General features: G+C 70.1%; 12 protein-coding genes. 5 read left to right on the top strand and 7 right to left on the bottom strand.

The genetic code is table 11. From position 1 onward, the window contains the following. Positions 1–120: 120 nt before the first annotated feature. The 3 genes from H0X00_RS10985 to H0X00_RS10975 all read right to left on the bottom strand — a co-directional run bounded on the left by H0X00_RS10985 (position 121) and on the right by H0X00_RS10975 (position 3184). Positions 121–1104 (bottom strand): ATP-binding cassette domain-containing protein, encoded by a 984-nt coding sequence (locus H0X00_RS10985; RefSeq protein ID WP_293769916.1) that lies wholly within the window; start codon positions 1102–1104, stop codon positions 121–123. Between the two features lies 1 nt (position 1105). Beyond that, positions 1106–2152 carry an FtsX-like permease family protein gene (locus tag H0X00_RS10980; RefSeq protein ID WP_293769914.1) on the bottom strand — a complete coding sequence of 349 codons (1047 nt, stop codon included), beginning with the start codon at positions 2150–2152 and terminating at the stop codon, positions 1106–1108. A gap of 84 nt (positions 2153–2236) precedes the next feature. Beyond that, complete coding sequence (locus tag H0X00_RS10975) at positions 2237–3184, bottom strand: hypothetical protein (protein ID WP_293769913.1); 948 nt, start codon at positions 3182–3184, stop codon at positions 2237–2239. Positions 3185–3374: 190 nt separating this feature from the next. Between H0X00_RS10975 and H0X00_RS10970 the strand changes: the two genes are divergently transcribed. The 3 genes from H0X00_RS10970 (at position 3375) to H0X00_RS10960 (ending at position 6053) form a co-directional block, all read left to right on the top strand. Next, the gene (locus H0X00_RS10970) at positions 3375–4643 is read left to right on the top strand and encodes an ABC transporter substrate-binding protein (RefSeq protein WP_293769912.1); all 1269 of its coding nucleotides are present in this window, start codon (positions 3375–3377) and stop codon (positions 4641–4643) included. Positions 4644–4726: 83 nt separating this feature from the next. Beyond that, the gene (locus H0X00_RS10965) at positions 4727–5047 is read left to right on the top strand and encodes a DUF3817 domain-containing protein (RefSeq protein WP_293769911.1); all 321 of its coding nucleotides are present in this window, start codon (positions 4727–4729) and stop codon (positions 5045–5047) included. 4 nt (positions 5048–5051) lie between these two features. After that, positions 5052–6053, top strand: a complete 1002-nt coding sequence (locus tag H0X00_RS10960) for a tetratricopeptide repeat protein (protein ID WP_293769909.1) — start codon at positions 5052–5054, stop codon at positions 6051–6053. A gap of 86 nt (positions 6054–6139) precedes the next feature. Here the strand turns inward: H0X00_RS10960 and glgB are convergent, their stop codons facing one another. From glgB to H0X00_RS10940, 4 genes are read right to left on the bottom strand one after another with little or no spacing between them, the layout of a single operon-like run. Continuing rightward, positions 6140–8356, bottom strand: a complete 2217-nt coding sequence (gene glgB / locus H0X00_RS10955; RefSeq protein WP_293769908.1) for a 1,4-alpha-glucan branching protein GlgB — start codon at positions 8354–8356, stop codon at positions 6140–6142. Further along, a complete protein-coding gene (locus tag H0X00_RS10950; RefSeq protein ID WP_293769907.1) occupies positions 8353–9780 on the bottom strand; it encodes a phosphotransferase in 1428 nt (475 codons plus the stop codon). Before H0X00_RS10950 ends, glgB begins: the two co-directional genes overlap by 4 nt. 9 nt (positions 9781–9789) lie before the next feature. After that, entirely contained in the window at positions 9790–11508 is a 1719-nt protein-coding gene (gene treS / locus H0X00_RS10945; protein ID WP_293769905.1) for a maltose alpha-D-glucosyltransferase, read from the bottom strand. Then, a complete protein-coding gene (locus H0X00_RS10940) occupies positions 11505–13487 on the bottom strand; it encodes an alpha-1,4-glucan--maltose-1-phosphate maltosyltransferase (protein WP_293769904.1) in 1983 nt (660 codons plus the stop codon). The genes treS and H0X00_RS10940 overlap by 4 nt, the downstream gene beginning before the upstream one ends. A 123-nt stretch (positions 13488–13610) precedes the next feature. Here H0X00_RS10940 and glgP point away from each other — a divergent pair, with 123 nt between their 5' ends. Then, positions 13611–16226 (top strand): alpha-glucan family phosphorylase, encoded by a 2616-nt coding sequence (gene glgP / locus H0X00_RS10935; protein WP_293769903.1) that lies wholly within the window; start codon positions 13611–13613, stop codon positions 16224–16226. Positions 16227–16363: 137 nt separating this feature from the next. After that, positions 16364–17135: serine/threonine-protein kinase (locus H0X00_RS10930; protein ID WP_293769901.1), on the top strand; the 772-nt coding region annotated here is incomplete at its 3' end.

Genomic DNA, 17135 nt, shown 5'->3' with positions numbered 1-17135 from the left:
GGCCGAGCACTGGAACACCGACCCGAAGCCCTTCATCTGGAAGGCGACCGCGGAGGAGATCATCGCCAAGGTCCGTCGCGGGCGTGAGGTCCTCAACCAGATCAATTCGCAGACGGACCACTAGCGGGGCAGCGGCGAGCTCATCGCCTGGCGCACGCCATCGGTTCCGGCCTTCTCCCGGAACTCCTGCACCGTGATGCCGTTCACGACGGCGTCGGTCTTGGCGCGGGCGGTGGACGAGCGCGGGAAGCCGAGCAGGGGAGCGAGCTCGCCGAAGTACTCGCCCCGGCGACAGGTGTGGATGTGCGCCTCAGCGCCCTCGGCGAGCCGGCGGAACAGATCGATCTCGCCCTGGGCGACGACGTAGACGAGCTCGCCGAGGTCGCCCTGCTCGAACAGGTTCTGACCCGCCGTCAGCTCGACTGGTCCCGGCTTCGCGCCGCCGAGGGACTGCGGTCCCATCTTGATCACGCGGTCGGCCAACGGCACCAGTCGGTGGTCGTGGGTGGAGACGATGACCGCGCGTCCCGGCGAGGCCAGGTCGCGCAGGGTCCGGATCACCGTCTCGACCTGCACGTAGTCCAGGGAGGCGGTCGGCTCGTCCGCGATGATCATCGGCGGGTCGTGGGCCAGGGACCGGGCGATCGCGGCGCGCTGCTGCTGGCCGCCGGACATCATGCCGGGGCGGTGGTTCATCCGCTCGCCGAGTCCGAAGCGGGTGAGCAGTTCCTCCGCGCGCGCCCGGGCCGCCTTGCCCGGCACGCCGGCCATCCGCAGCGGCGCCTCGACGTTCTCCCGCGCGGTCAGGCTCGGAACCAGCTTGAAGCCCTGGAAGACCAGCCCGACCGAGCGCCGCCGGTACTCGGTGAGTTCCTTCGGGCCCAGCCCGGTGACCGACATGCCGTCGAGCAGGATCTCGCCCGAGGTCGGGGTCAGGATGCCCGACAGGCAGGACAGCAAGGTGGTCTTGCCGCACCCGCTCGGCCCGAGCAGCAGGACGAGTTCGCCCGAGAGCGCCTCGGCGTTGAAGTGATCCAACGGGCGGACCAGGTAGTCGCCGCTCGGGAACTCGACGACGAGGTCCTTGATCTCCAGGCGGTCCATCTCAGGCCCCGAACGCCACGGCCGGATCGACTCCGACCGCGCGACGCAGCGCGGCCAGGCTGGACAGCATGCCCACCGCGGCGGCAATCGCGATCAGCGCCAAGGAGGATCCGGCGGAGAGATAGATCGGCATCGGGAAGGCCGGGGCGATCACGTAACTGATGATCACGGCCAAGCCGGCGGCCGCGAGCGACAGCATCATCGCCTGGATGGCCAGGCTGGCGACCAAGGTCTTCGAGGCCACCCCGATCGCCTTCATCACCGCGAGGTCCTGCACCCGCTCGAGCAACGAGAGGTGGATGGTCGTGCCCACCACCGCGATCGCGACCAGCCAGAGCAGCAGCCGCAGGACGTCGATGGCGTCCAACGCCTTGCTGAACAGGCCCAGGATGTCGGCGCGGGCATAGTCCGAACTGACGGCACGCAGCCCGAGCGCCCCGGCGTCGGTGGGGACGCCCTTGGTCACGATCGAGGTGACGATCCGGTTGCCCTTGAACAGGGCGGACTGGGCGTCGCGAATATTCATATAGACGGTGCCGACGCCGCCGCGCAGCGTCATGTGCTCGACCTGGCCGACGACGGTCAGGTCCAACCCGTTGAGGGTGAACTTGTCGCCGACGTCGTAGCCGGTGGCCTTGTCGACCATTGCCTCGTTGGGCTGGCTGGGCTGGCGGCCGGCGACCGGCACCGGCGGCCCGAGTCCGCCCGGGCGGTAGCCGACCACGGTGACGTCGACCTCGCGGTCCCCGCCGGTGGTCGCGAAGGCCATCACGAACGGGTCCGCCTGGGTAACTCCCGGCGCCTTGGCGACCTGGGCGACCACCGTGTCCGGCATCGCGGACAGGGCGCTGAACGGTCCGCTCACCCCGGCCCGCACGATCCATGCGTCGGCGCCGACAGCCTGGACGTTGCGGTCGGCCTCTCCGTTGAGTGCCGAACTGAGCCCGGCCAGCAGCAGGGTGACGGAGAAGACGAGCGCAGTGCCGATCACGCCGAACGCAAATCGCCGCCTGCGCCATTGCAGGTCCCGAAGCGTGATCAGCCACATGTCGGGAAACCTAGTGAACGCGAGGGGTCGCGGTCATCCGTGGCGACACGGACGGAGTGTCGGCCCGAAGGACACATGATCCGGTCAGTCCGTATCCGGCTTGCGGGCCATCGCCTTGGGCGTCGGTGAGGTCAGGGTCGCCTGGGTGTTCGCCTTCACCGGGACCGCGCCGAGGGTGCCATTGAGATCCGAGTCGATCCGGGTGGGCAGGGCGACGCCGGCACCGTGGTAGGTGTCCTGCACCCGTTTGGCGGTAACCGCCGGGCAGGTGGGCGGCCCGATCGTCTTCAGGTTCTGGGTGAACCGGACGTGGCGAAGGGAAGCCGATCCGCTGCCGGGCTTGGCCTCCGAGACCAGCGTGCCCTCGGTATGCGCCGTCGAGCAGCCGTCCGTGGACTCCAGGTCGAAGCTCCAGGGCTGGCCGACCTTGGCGGCATCGGGTTCGAGCAGGACCGGGGCCGGCGGGGCGAACTCGAGAACGACCGCGGCGATGCCGGTGGAGGCATCGAGGCGGTACGCCGAGAGGTACACCCCGTCGTCCCGCCGCACCAGGGTGAGCTCCTCGATGATCCCGGAGCCGTCGTCGCGGCGGGCGTCGAGCGTCCAGATCTGCTCCTCCTCGCCGCCGGCCTTGGCCACCTGGAGCTTCATCACGGCCGGCGGCTTGCCCAGGCTGGAGGTCCCGGTCATCGCGTAGCTGTAGTCGCCGAGCGCGGGCAGGACCAGGCCGCCGTCGGCGACCGGGACCGGTACGCCCGGCTTGGGAGTGCTGCCGCCCTTGCCCGGCTTGACCGGCTTGGGCGGGGCGAAGGTGCTGCTGGGCAGCGGGATCACCGGCGGCGGGCTGGCCCCGGAGGGCGCCGCCGACGGGCCCGCGCTCGGCTTTGCCCCCGGTGCCGCGGAGTCGTCGTAGGGGACCTCCAGGCCCGCCGACCCGGCCGGGGTCACGGTGGGCTGCCCGCCACAGCCAGTGACCAGCAGCACCGCCAACGTGACGAGGAGTGCTGCCTGCGAGGACCGGGGGCGTGCCATGGCCCCATCCTGACCGGGCCGGCTGAACGGTGGAAGGCGACTGGCCGTAACCATGACCCGTTCGTCGCGAACGGGGTACGGCCCCGTACTGCGGGTCGCTGCGCTGCGCCGGCCCCCTCTTGCGCCCAGGTCTAGGTTTCTGAGTGAGCGTCACACCACTCCCAGAGGCGCTCTTCAGGGAGGACTTCCCATGCGCCGCACCGCTTCTCTCACCGCAGCCGCGCTGGTCGCCGTTCTGGCGCTCGCCGCCTGCGGGTCCGATGACGAGTCGACTGCCACTGCCGCGCTGAGCGCCGCCGACGGGGTGAAGACCGGCCCTGGTGTCACGGACAGCACGATCACCCTGGGGGTGCTGACCGACCTGTCCGGGGTGTTCAAGGACTTCGGCAATACCGCCAACGCCGGACACCAGATCTGGCTGGACGAGGTGAACGCCGCCGGCGGCATCTGTGGGCGCCAGGTGAAGTTGGACATCCGGGACCACGGCTACAAGGCCGACACCGCGAAGTTGATCTTCCCGGAGCAGGAGGCCAAGGTCGCCGCATTTCTCGACCTGCTCGGCTCCCCGGTGGTCGCGGCCCTGCGGCAGGACCTCAAGGACGCCCAGTCCACGGCCGTGGTCGGGTCCTTTTCCTCGATTCTGCTGGACAACCCGTACCTGCTCCTGCCCAGCACCAGCTACGACATCGACATGATCAACGGGCTGGCCTACCTGCTGAAGCAGAAGATCATCAACGCCGGTGACACCGTGGGGCACGTCTACCTCGAAGGTGAGCTCGGGCTGAACGGCCTGGCCGGCTCGCAGTACTTCGCCAAGCAGCACGGCATCAAGCTCAAGCCGGTCAAGGTGCTGCCCACCGACACCGACATGACCGCCGTGGTGACCAACCTGCGCGGAGTGAAGGTGGACGCGCTCGCGCTGAGCACCAGCCCGACCCAGACCACCTCGATCGCCACCGCGGCCAAGGCCCTCGGCCTGAAGGTGCCGATGATCGGCAACTTCCCCTCCTTCGTCCCGCAGTTGCTGGCCACCCCCGCGGCCGACGCGTTGTCGAAGATGTACCTGGTCGGCAGCATCGCGCCGTTCTCCTCGACCGTCCCCAAGGCCAGGGCGGTCAGCGCGGCCTACGAAGCCGGCGGGTACGAGTTCGTTCCCAACCTCGCGGTCCAGCTCGGCTACGAGATGGGCGAACTGATGGCCGGCGTCCTGGAGAACGCCTGCGCGGCCAAGGACCTGACGCGCGCGGGGATCCAGGCGGCGCTCACGCGGAGCACCAAGGTCGACACCCAGGGCCTGTCGCCGAAGCTGGACTACTCGAAGCCTGGATTCCCGCCGGCCCGGGAGAGCTACGTCGCCCAGGTCGACGCCACGCAGAAGGGCGGCATGCGCCAGCTGGACAAGTTGTCGGCCTCGCCCGACGCCAAGTCCTACGTGGCCCCGCACCAGGCCGGCCACTGACGCCCGGGAGACTCCCGGCCGACGTTCCGAAATGGGGGAGGATGACCGCGGGCCGCGCCTGCGGACCGGAAGGGGGCGGCTGCATGGCCGACGGAATGCTCGCGACGCGAATCGGCCGACTGCGGGTGATCTCCGTGGTGGAGGCGATCAGCTTCCTGGTCCTGCTCCTGTGCTCGGTGCTCAAGCGCACCAACGACTGGGAGCTCGGGGTGGCGGTGATGGGCCCGGTGCACGGGATCCTGTTCGTCACCTACGTGCTGGGGGTGCTGGACCTGCGCCGGCGGATGTCCTGGCCGAACGCGGTGACCGCCCGGTTGATCGTGGCCGCCGTGCTGCCGATCGCGCCGTTCTTCGTCGAACGCTGGCTGCGGACGCAGCAGGAACCCGCCCGTCAGGCAGGATGAAGCCATGGCGCAGCCCCCTTCCCCTCGTATCCCGTCCGGCGCGGTCGACCTGTCCGGCCTGAAGGCCCGTGCCACCCGGCCACCGCAGCCGGCCGGTTCGGCCGCCGGCGCGATGCCGGTCGGCTCCGCGCTGGGAGTGACACCGGAGCACGCGGGCGCAGTCCCGGCCCCCGCTCACGGCGCCAACCCCTGGCTGGTCGAGGTCAACGAGGAGAACTTCGGCTCCGAGGTCATGACGGCCTCGATGACCGTGCCGGTGGTCATCGACTTCTGGGCGGGCTGGTGCCAGCCCTGCAAGCAGCTCGGGCCGATCCTGGAAAAGCTGGCGCTGGAGTACGAGGGCCGGTTCATCCTGGCCACCGTCGACACCGACGCCAACCCGCGCCTCTCCCAGGAGATCGGCATCCAGAGCCTGCCGACCGTGCTCGCGGTCGTCGGCCAGCAGCCGGTACCGCTGTTCCAGGGCGCGGTCCCCGAGGCGCAGGTCCGCCAGTTCCTCGACGAGCTGCTCCGGGTCTCGGCGATGCAGGGCGTCACCGGCCGCGCAGCGCCCCGCGGTGACGCTCCCTTCCCGGCGACTGAGACGGAAGAGCCGGACGCGCCGCACGCCGAGGCCTACGACCTGATGGTCGAAGGCGACCTCGACGGCGCCGAAGCCGCCTACTCCGCGGCGCTGGCCACGCGACCCAACGACATCGACGCAGCCGAGGGACTGGCCCGGGTGGGCCTGCTGCGCCGCATCGGCGGAGTCGATCCGGACACGGTGGTGAAGAGCGCCGACGGCGCCCCGACCGACGTGGCGGCGCAAACCCTCGCGGCCGACGTCGAGATCGCCTCCGGCGCCCCCGAGGCCGCCTTCGACCGGCTGGTGCAGGCGATCCGGATGACCGGGGGCGACGAGCGCGACGCCCTGCGCGAACATCTGCTGAGCCTGTTCGCGGTGCTCGGCGCCGACGACCCGCGGGTCGCTACCGCCCGCCGCGCCCTCGCCAGCGCCCTTTTCTAGCCCTGATGCCCGACTCCGCGGTCGCACGAACCATAAGGCGTGACACGCCTCATGGTTCTTGCGACCGCGGAGGCGGACGCTACTGATCAGCCCGGCGAGTGGCGTAGCCACACCGTCGCCAGCGGCGGCAGCGTGAGCGTCACCGACGCCGGTAGGCCGTGGTGCGGTTGCTCGAGCGCGTCGACGCCGCCCATGTTGCCCACGCCGCTACCGCTGTAGACGTCGGCGTCGGTGTTGAGCACCTCGGTCCAGCGGCCGGCGTAGGGCAGGCCGACGTGGTAGTCGCTGAGCACCATGTCGGCGAAGTTCGACACGCAGGCCAGCGCCGTCCCGTCCGCCGCGAAGCGGAGGAAGGAGAAGACGTTGTTGCCGGAGTCGTTGGCGTCGATCCAGGAAAAGCCGCTGGGCTGGTGGTCGTTCTGCCACAACTCGGCCGAGGCGACGTAGACCCGGTTCAGATCGCCGACGAGGCGCTGCAGACCGGCGTGCTCCGGATGCTCAAGCAGCCACCAGTCCAGCCCGCGGGCCTCCGACCACTCGGCCTCCTGGCCGAACTCCGAGCCCATGAACAGCAGTTGCTTGCCGGGGTGGGCCCACATGTAGGCCAGGTAGGCGCGCAGGTTCGCCAGCTTCTGCCAGCGGTCCCCGGGCATCTTGCCCAGCAGCGAGCCCTTGCCGTGCACGACCTCGTCGTGCGAGATCGGCAGCAGATAGTTCTCGGAGTAGGCGTACATCATCGAGAACGTCATCTGGTGATGGTGGAACTGCCGGTGCACGGGATCGTTGGCCATGTAGCCCAGCGAGTCGTGCATCCAGCCCATGTTCCACTTGAACCCGAAGCCGAGCCCGCCGAGGTGCGTGGCGCGGGTGACACCCGGCCAGGCGGTCGACTCCTCCGCGACGGTGAAGGCGCCGGGGGCCCGGCGGTAGACGGTGGCGTTCATCTCCTGCAGGAACTGCACGGCGTCCAGGTTCTCCCGGCCGCCGTACTGGTTCGGGGTCCACTCGCCCGCGTTGCGGGAGTAGTCCAGGTAGAGCATCGAGGCGACCGCGTCCACCCGCAGACCGTCGACGTGGAACTCTTCCAGCCAGTAGCAGGCGTTGGAGACCAGGAAGTTGCGCACCTCGGAGCGGCCGAAGTCGAAGATGAGCGTTCCCCACTCGGGGTGCTCTCCGCGCTGTGGGTCGCTGTGCTCGTAGAGCGGGGTCCCATCGAAACGGGCCAGTGCCCATTCATCCTTGGGGAAGTGCGCGGGCACCCAGTCGATGATCACGCCGATGCCGGCCTGGTGCAGCCGGTCGACCAGAGCGCGGAAGTCGTCGGGGGAGCCGAAGCGCGAAGTCGGGGCGAAGTAGGAGGAGACCTGGTAACCCCAGGACCCACCGAAGGGGTGCTCGGCCACCGGGAGGAACTCGACGTGGGTGAACCCGGACTCCTGGACGTAGGAGACCAGTTGCTCCGCAAGTTCGCCGTAGCTCAGACCGGGACGCCACGAACCCAGGTGCACCTCGTAGACGCTCATCGGCCGCGTTGAGGGGTCCACCGCGGTGCGCGCGGTCATCCACTGCTCGTCGCCCCACGTGTAGGCCGACTCATAGACCAGCGATGCTGTCGCCGGCGCGATCTCCGCGTAGGTCGCGAGTGGGTCCGCCTTCTGCCGCCAGATGCCGTCGCGGCCCAGGACCTCGTACTTGTAGTGCGTGCCCGCGCCGATATCGGGGACGAACAGTTCCCACACCCCGGACGAACCGAGCGACCGCAGCGGGAAGCCACGGCCGTCCCAGAAGTTGAAGTCGCCGACCAGACGGACGCCGCGGGCGTTCGGTGCCCACACCGCGAACGAAGTTCCGGCCACCGTGCCGTTCGGCCCGTCGTAACGGCGGACCTTCGCCCCGAGCACCTGCCACAACTGCTCGTGCCGGCCCTCGCGGATCAAGTGCAGGTCCACCTCGCCGAGCGTCGGCAGGTAGCGGTAGGGGTCGTCGAGGACGGTGACATTGCCCTCGTGCACGACCTCCAGCCGGTAGTCCGGTGCGTGCGGGCCGGGCAGCACGCCGACGAACACGCCCTCGTGCTCGTGGGTCAGCTCGTGACGCTGGGCGTCGGCTCCGGACCCGACCAGCGCGGTGACCCGCTCGGCCAACGGGCGCAGGGTCCGGACCGTCACCGTGTTCCCGGCCGGGTGCGCCCCGAGTACGGAGTGCGGGTCGTGGTGTTCGCCGGCGACCAGGCTGCGCAGGACGTCGAGCGAGACCGGGATGGGGGACAGGCCGGCCTCCTGAACGGGACTGACGGGGCTCATGAGCGGCCTCCCGCGAGCACGTCGCCGAGCACTGGATTCTCCAGCAGCCTTCGGATCGCGCCCAGCGGCACGTCGATCCAGCCCGGTCGGTTGCGCGTCTCGTAGACCACTTCGTAGGCCGCCTTGTCGAGGACCAGTGCCGTGAGCGGGATGGGATCGGTCAGGGCGTCAGCGCCCGCGACGTCGGCGTAGCCCGCACGGTACGCGCGCTGGTTACGCGCCGCCCAGGCCGCCGCGCGTTCCTCCGCGCCGGGCCGGGCCGTGGCAGCCGCCGGGTCGGCACCGGAGAACAACTGACGGGCGGCGTAGTCGAAGGAGCGCAACATCCCGGCCACGTCCTTGAGCGGAGTCTGCGGGGCACTGCGTTCGGCCACCGGCCGGGCCGGTTCACCCTCGAAGTCGAGGATGCGCCAGCCGCTGTCGGTGCGCAGCGCCTGCCCCAGGTGCAGATCACCGTGAATGCGTTGCGCGGTCAGGGTCGGTTGATGGTTCATCAGTTCGGCATAGCGGGCGCTGATCTCGTCGGCGAAAGGGGCCAGCTGGGGCGCAGCCCTGACCGCCGCCTCCAGTCGGGTCTGCAACGTCTGCGCCAAGGTTTTGATGTCCGGACCGGACCAGCTGACGCTGCCGAGCACCCGGGCCAGGTCCGCGTGGACCGAGGCGGTGGCCTGGCCGAGTCGGAAGGCCTCGCCGGCGAAGTCGCCGCCGGAAGCGGCCGGGTCCGGGTCGTCCTCGGCGTAGAGCGCGCGGACGCTGGCCAGAGCCAGGTCCCACCCGTCGGTGGCGGAGGGGAAGAACTCGGTGGCGATCGCGACCGTGCCGGTGCTCTCCGATTCGTCCGGGCCGGGCCAGCTGCCGTCCACCCACCCGAGCAGGGCGGGGACGGCAGTGTTGCCCGCCTGGGCCAGGGCGTGCAGCAGTTCCACGTCGGGATTCGTGCCGGCGGCCAGTCGCCGGAACACCTTGAGGATCACGGCGTCGCCGAACACGAGGGAGGTGTTGGACTGCTCGCCGCCGAGCACCCGCGACGGCTCGTGCGTGGGCAGCCCGGTGGCGGCGGCCTCGCGCTGGAACGACAGGCCGTTCGCGTAGCGGCCGGAGGCCATTCCGGTCAGCCAGGCGTTAGTGGCGTCCTTGTCCTCCAGCGCGTCGTAGCCGTACCGCGGGGTGCCGCCCTCGCGGCTCCAGTGCCCGATCAACGCGTGCGCGAGAGCGGGGTCGGGTTCGTCGCGATAGGAGACGGGGACGTTGTAGGTCTCGTGCTCCCCGTCGGCGTAGGTGACGTTGACCGCGATCAATTCGACCGGCGGGGTCTCGCCGAGCAGACCGATACCGGTCGCGTCCAGGCGGGAAATCTCCCGCCCTTTGCCGGCGAACCAGCGCCGGCCGGCCAACCAGTGGGTCAGTTCTTCGCGCATTTCCATGAGGTCGGCCTACCCGGGTGGATCGAGGCGGAACCAATAACTGCCGTGCGGCGGCGCCGTGAGCAGATAGGGCAGCTCGCCGATCAACGGGAATGCGACCCCGCCCAGCAGCTCGACCGGCCGGTATTCCTCGAACCGGCGTAGGTCGAGCTCCACCGGTTGCGCGAACCGCGAGAGGTTGTTCACACACAGCACGATGTCCGCGCTGTGCGGGTCGCCGGGGATCGGGGCGTACTCGCGCAGGAAGGACAACACGCTGGGGTTGGACCCGCCGAGGTCGGTGAAGGAGCCGAGCCCGAACGCCGGGTTGGCCTTGCGGACCTCGATCATGCGGCGGGTATAGTGCAGCTGTGAGCCCGGCGCCGCCATCTGCGCCTCGACGTTGGTGACCTGGTAGCCGTAGACCGGGTCCATGATCACCGGTAGCGTCAGCCGGCCGGGCGTCGCGGTGGAGAAGCCGGCGTTGCGGTCCGGGTCCCACTGCATCGGGGTGCGCACGCCGTCACGGTCGCCGAGCCAGATGTTGTCGCCCATCCCGATCTCGTCGCCGTAGTACAGGACGGGGGAGCCGGGCAGCGAGAGCAGCAGGGCGGTGAAGAGCTCAAGGCGTCGCCGGTCGTTGTCCAGCAGGGGGGCGAGCCGCCGGCGGATGCCGATGTTCGCCTTCATCCGCGGGTCCTTGGCGTACTCGGAGTACATGTAGTCGCGCTCTTCGTCGGTGACCATCTCAAGCGTGAGCTCGTCATGGTTGCGCAGGAAGATGCCCCACTGGCAGTTGTCGGGGATCTTCGGCGTCTGCGCCATGATCTCCGAAATCGGGTAGCGGCTCTCGCGCCGCACCGCCATGAACAGCCGCGGCATCACCGGGAAGTGGAACGCCATCTGGCATTCGTCGCCGTCGCCGAGGTAGGCGACGACGTCCTCCGGCCACTGGTTCGCCTCGCACAGCAGCACCCGGTCCGGGTAGAGCCGGTCGACATCGGCCCGGACCGTCTTGAGGAACTGGTGGGTGCGGTCGAGGTTCTCGCAGTTGGTGCCCTCCTCCTCGAACAGGTAGGGCACGGCGTCGAGCCGGAAGCCGTCGATCCCGAGGTCCAGCCAGAACCGCAGCGCCTCCATGATCGCGGTCTGGACGTCGGGGTTCTCGAAGTTCAGGTCGGGCTGGTGGGAGAAGAACCGGTGCCAGAAGTACTGCTTGCGGACCGGGTCGTAGGTCCAGTTGGAGGTCTCGGTGTCGACGAAGATGATCCGGGCGTCGGCGTAGCCCTTGTCGTCGTCGGCCCAGACGTAGAAATCGCCGTACGGACCGGTCGGATCGGTGCGGGAGGCCTGGAACCAGGGGTGCTGATCCGAGGTGTGGTTCATGACGAAGTCGATGATCACCCGGATGCCGCGCTCGTGGGCCTCCTCGACGAACTCGACGAAGTCACCCAGCGTCCCGAACTCGGGCAGCACCTCGGTGTAGCTGGAGACGTCGTAGCCGCCGTCACGCAGCGGCGAGGCGAAGAACGGCGGCAGCCAGAGGCAATCGACGCCGAGCCACTGCAGGTAGTCGAGCTTCTCGCTCAGGCCCTTGAGATCGCCGACGCCATCGCCGTTGCCGTCGTTGAACGACCGGACGAGAACCTCGTAGAAGACGGCGCGCTTGAACCACTCCGGGTCGCCCGGGTTCTCCGGGGTGTCCTGGAAGGAGTCGATGCGGATGACACCGGTGTCGTGGTCGTTCATGCTCGGGACATTCCCGTGCGCCGCAGCGTGAGCAGGTGCGCCGGTTCACGGAACGGGTCGAGACGGACGTAGTTGTCCGCGCCCCAGGTCCAGGTCTCCCCGGTGAACTCGTCGGTGACCAGGCACTGTTCGCCGGCGGCCAGCCCGACCGCGTCCAGGTCCAGGTGCAGCATGGTCTCGCGCACGGCGCGCGGGTCGAGGTTGACCACGGCGAGGACGGTGTCTGACCCACCGTCAGGACCGCTGGTGGTCTTGGAGTACGCGAGGATGTTCTCGTCGTCGGTCTCGTGGAAGCTCAGGTTGCGCAGCTGCTGCAGCGCGGGGTGGGACTTCCGGGCTCGGTTCAGCGTGGTGAGGTAGCCGGCCAGGCTGCGGCCCTCGGCCTCGGCGGCCTCCCAGTCACGCGGGCGGTACTGGTACTTCTCGGAGTCCATGTACTCCTCGCTACCCGGGCGCACCGCGACCGACTCGAACAATTCGAACCCGGAATACACGCCCCAGGCCGGGGCGAGGGTGGCCGCGAGGACGGCGCGGATCTTGAAGGCCGGCGGACCGCCGTACTGCAGGAACGCATGCAGGATGTCCGGGGTGTTGACGAAGAAGTTCGGCCGCAGGAAGTGGGCGGTCTCCTGGGAGAGCTCCTCGGCGTAGGCCTGCAGCTCGTCCTTGGTGGTCCGCCAGGTGAAGTAGGTGTACGACTGGTGGAAGCCCGCCTTGGCCAGTTCGTGCATCATCGCCGGCCGGGTGAACGCCTCGGCCAAAAACAGCACGTCCGGGTCGGTGCGGCGGATATCGGCGAACAGTTGCTCCCAGAACATCACCGGCTTGGTGTGGGGGTTGTCCACCCGGAAGATGCGGACCCCGTGCTCCATCCAGTGGCGCAGCACCCGCAGGCACTCGGCGTAGAGACCGTCGAAGTCGTTGTCGAAGTTGATCGGGTAGATGTCCTGGTACTTCTTCGGCGGGTTCTCCGCGAAGGCGATCGTGCCGTCCGCGCGGGTGGTGAACCAGTCCGGGTGCGTCTTGACCCACGGGTGGTCGGGAGAGGCCTGGAGCGCGAAGTCGAGCGCCACCTCCAGGCCGTTGGCCCGCGCGGCGTCGACGAAGCGGTCGAAGTCCGCGATGGTCCCGAGGTCGGGATGCACGGCGTCGTGGCCGCCCTCGTCGGCGCCGATCGCCCACGGCGAGCCGGGGTCGTCGGGGCCGGGGGTCAGCGAGTTGTTCGGGCCCTTGCGGTACGCGCGGCCGACCGGGTGGATCGGCGGCAGGTAGACGACGTCGAAGCCCATCGCCGCGATTGCCGGTAGCCGCTTGGCCGACTCGGCGAACGTCCCCGAGCGCAGCGGGTCGAGAGTTGCGCCCTCGCTGCGGGGAAAGAACTCGTACCAGGCGCTGAACAGCGCCTCGGGCCGGTCGACCGTCAGCGGGAACTTGCGGCTCGAGGTGACCATGTCCCGCAGCGGGTACTGGCCGAGCAGGCGGATCACGTTCGGGGCGAGGCCGGCGGCGAGTCGGACCTGGGCCGGGTAGCGCTCGTCGCGCAGGTCGGCGGCGGTGCCGCGCAGCAGCTTCACTCCGGCCACGTCGGGCACCCCCTCGATCGCGCGCTCCATCAGGAGCGCGCCCTCCTCCAGCATGAGTTCGACATCGACGCCGGCCTTGACCTTGATCGGCGCGTCGTGCCGCCAGGTGCCGTAGGGGTCGCTCCAGGCCTCGACCGAGAAGGTCCACTTGCCGGGCCGGGTCGGGGTGATGGTGGCCGCCCACCGGTCAGTGCCGGGAGCCAGTTGGCGCATCGGGGTGAAGTCAGCGGCCTTGCCGCGAGGGTCGCGCAGCACCACGTTCGCGTTGACCGCGTCGTGTCCCTCCCGGAACACCGTGGCCTCGACGTCGAAGGACTCACCCGCGACCGCCTTGGCCGGACGCGCGGTGCAGTCCACCACCGGGTGGACGTCCGAGATCGGTATGCGCGCAGTCACGAATTTGAACGTACCCGGCCAGATCGATCGCAACCAGGCGCCAAGGGAGTGGGGGGCGTCGCAGGCCGGCTTTGCTCCGACTCACTCCTTTTGGCGTAACAGAGGGCCACTAGATTGGCCCGGGTGAGAGCTATCCGACGGTTCACCGTCCGCGCTGCCCTGCCCGCCGAACTGCTCCCGCTGGGGGAGTTGGCGACCAACCTCCGCTGGAGCTGGCACGCCGACACCCGCGCGATCTTCGCCGCGGTGGATGCCGAGACCTGGGACGCGGTCGGGCACGACCCGGTCAAGCTGCTCGGCGCGGTCTCGCCGATGCGGCTCGCCGAACTCTCCGCGGACGCCGAGTTCCGGGCCCGGCTCGAGGCCGCGGTCGCCGACCTGCGCGCCTACCGAACCGAGGAGCGCTGGTATCAGCGCAACGAGAACGCCGGCGAGCACCCGCTGCCGCGCGCGATCGCCTACTTCTCGCCCGAGTTCGGCATCACCGCCGTGCTGCCGCAGTACTCCGGCGGCCTCGGAATCCTGGCCGGCGACCACCTCAAGGCGGCCAGCGACCTCGGCGTGCCGTTGATCGGTGTCGGCCTGCTCTACCGCCGCGGCTACTTCATCCAGTCGCTGTCCCGGGAGGGCTGGCAGGAGGAGCGCTACCCGATCCTCGACCCGCACGAGCTGCCGATCGAGCCGGTGCGGGAGGCCGACGGGTCGCCGCTGCGCGTCCGGATCGGGCTGCCCGGCGGGCGCACCCTGGCGGCGCAGGTCTGGCAGGCGAACGTCGGGCGGGTGCCGCTGTTGCTGCTCGACTCCGACGTGGAGGAGAACGGCCCGTTCGAGCGCGAGATCACCGACCGGCTCTACGGCGGCGGCAGCGAGCACCGACTGCACCAGGAACTGCTGCTCGGAATCGGTGGCGTGCGCGCCCTGCGGGCCTACTGCCGGCTCACCGGCACCCCGGACCCGGAGGTCTTCCACACCAACGAAGGCCACGCCGGCTTCCTCGGCCTGGAACGGATCCGGGAGTACGCCGAGGACGACGGGCTGCCGTTCGACGCCGCCCTGGAGGCGGCCCGGGCCGGCACCGTCTTCACGACCCACACCCCGGTGCCGGCCGGCATCGACCGGTTCCCGCGCGAGCTGATCGCCACCTACTTCGGGGGCGACAACGCCATTGCCTCGGTCCCGGTCGAGCGCGTCCTGGAGCTGGGGGCCGAAACCTACGAGGGCGGCGACCCGGCCGTGTTCAACATGGCCGTGATGGGGCTACGGCTCGCGCAGCGGGCCAACGGCGTCTCCGTGCTGCACGGCGAGGTCAGCCGCGGGATGTTCGGCGGTCTGTGGCCGGGCTTCGACACCGAGGAGGTGCCGATCACCTCGATCACCAATGGTGTGCACGCCCCGACCTGGACGGCGCCGGAGGCGCTCGAGCTGGCTCGGCGCCAGGCCGGCGCGAAGTTCGTCGCGACCGCCGAGGACTGGGGTGCGCTCGACGACGTCTCGGACGCTGACCTGTTCGGCGTCGGCCGGCTGCTGCGCGAGCGCCTGGTCGCCAGTACCCGCAGGCGCCTGCGGGAGCAGTGGCTGGTTCGCGGTGTCAGCGAGGCGGAACTCGGCTGGGTGGCCAACGTTCTCGACCCGGACGTGCTGACCATCGGCTTCGCCCGTCGCGTCCCGTCCTACAAGCGCCTGACCCTGATGATGACGGACCCGGAGCGGCTCAAGGCGCTCCTGCTGCACCCCGAGCGGCCGATCCAGTTGGTGATCGCCGGCAAGTCGCACCCGGCCGACGACGGTGGCAAGCGGCTGATCCAGGAGCTGGTCCGATTCACCGACGACCCGGCGGTGCGGCACCGGATCGTGTTCCTCACCGACTACGACATGGCCCTGGCCGCGGAGATGATCCCCGGCTGCGACGTGTGGCTGAACAACCCGCTCCGACCGCTGGAGGCCTGCGGCACCTCGGGGATGAAGGCCGCCCTGAACGGCTGTCTCAACCTCTCCGTGCTCGACGGGTGGTGGGACGAGTGGTACGACGGCGCGAACGGCTGGGCGATCCCGTCGGCGACCGGGGTGACCGACCCCGAGCGTCGCGACGAACTGGAGTCCAACGCCCTCTACGACCTGATCGAGACCTCGGTGGCGCCGCGGTTCTACGAGCGCGACGACTCCGGGCTGCCGGCCCGCTGGCTGGAGATGGTGCGGCACACCGTGGGCTCGCTCGGGCCGAAGGTGCTGGCCTCGCGGATGGTGCAGGACTACGTCAACAAGCTCTACACCCCGGCCGCGGTCTCCTCTCGCGAGCTGGGTGAGGACAAGCTGGCCCTCGCCCGCGAGCTGGCGTCCTGGAAGGCCCGGGTCCGGGCCGGCTGGGGCGCTGTCCGGGTGGACCACGTCGAGGTGCACGGCGGGGTTGACGCGGCGTCAGTCGGCGACCAGGTCAACGTCGCCTGCCTGGTGTCCCTCGGCTCGCTGGAGCCGTCCGACGTGGACGTGCAGCTGGTCTACGGCCGGGTCGACGAGTCCGACCAGATCGTCGGGCACCGCACCCTCTCGCTCAGCGTCGCCGAACGCTTCGAGAGTGGTCGGAGCCGGTACGAGGGCAGTGTCGAGCTGAAGTACAGCGGGCCGTTCGGCTACTCGGTGCGGGTGCTGCCTGCGCACCGGTTGCTCGCCAACCATGCCGAGCTGGGTCTGATGGCCGTGCCGTCCGCTCCATCCGGGATGACCGACGGCCCGGTGCGCTGATCGGACGCGGGTACCCCCGGGTAGGCGCGTCGCGGCTTATCCCGAACATTCACCTGCTCCGGGTGCAATGCTTGACCGGTCCGCCGTAGGTTCGGCGGCTGCGGGGTTAGAACGCGGCGCGGATCAGGAGTAGTGGCGTGGAGCGGTTGCCGGGCACGCCCTACCTGGCCGGCGAGGTCATGGGCCGTGGTCCCCACGGCGCGGTGCTGGTCGGGCGCGACGCCCTGGACCGGCGCCTCGCGATCAAGGTGTTCACCCCGGAGCTCAGCGGGGACCCCGCGACCGCGGCCGGGTTCGCCGACCAGCGCGACATCCTGACCTCGGTGCGGAACCCGCACCTGCTGCCGATCTACGACATCCTCTCCACCGAGACCGGCCTGCTGGCCGTCGTCACCGAGCGCGCCGAGGGCGGCAACCTGCGCCAGGCTCTTGAGGTGGTGCGGACCTTCCCACCGTCGGAGGCCTGCCGGCTCGGCGCCCAGCTGGCCCGAGCCCTGGCCGCGGTGCACTCGGCCGGCCTGATCCACGGCGACCTGGTCGCCACCAACATCCTGTTCAACGACGCCGGCAGCCGTCCGGCGGTGCGGGTGTCCGACACCGGGCTGACCCGGTGGCTGGCCTCGCTCGGTCTCGGCTGGGTGCCGGCCGGCGCCTACGCCTACGCTGCGCCCGAGTCGGCCGCCGGCGGGATCCCGGGCCCGCCGGCCGCCCTGTACTCCCTCGGGGTCCTGCTGCACGAGATGTGCGTCGGGGTGCCCCCGTTCACCGGCGAGCCGGCCGACGTGATGCGCCGTCACGTCGACGAGGTCCCGGTCCGCCCGGCCGGCATCCCGGACCAGCTCTGGGTCCTGATCGCGGCTCTGCTGGCCAAGGACGGCGCCGCCCGGGTCGGACCGGCCGCCGCGGTGG

The organism is Sporichthya sp. (assembly GCF_013815995.1).
Classification (GTDB): domain Bacteria; phylum Actinomycetota; class Actinomycetes; order Sporichthyales; family Sporichthyaceae; genus Sporichthya.
Note: the sequence above shows the minus strand (reverse complement) of the source record. Positions and strands in the feature narration are given on the sequence as shown.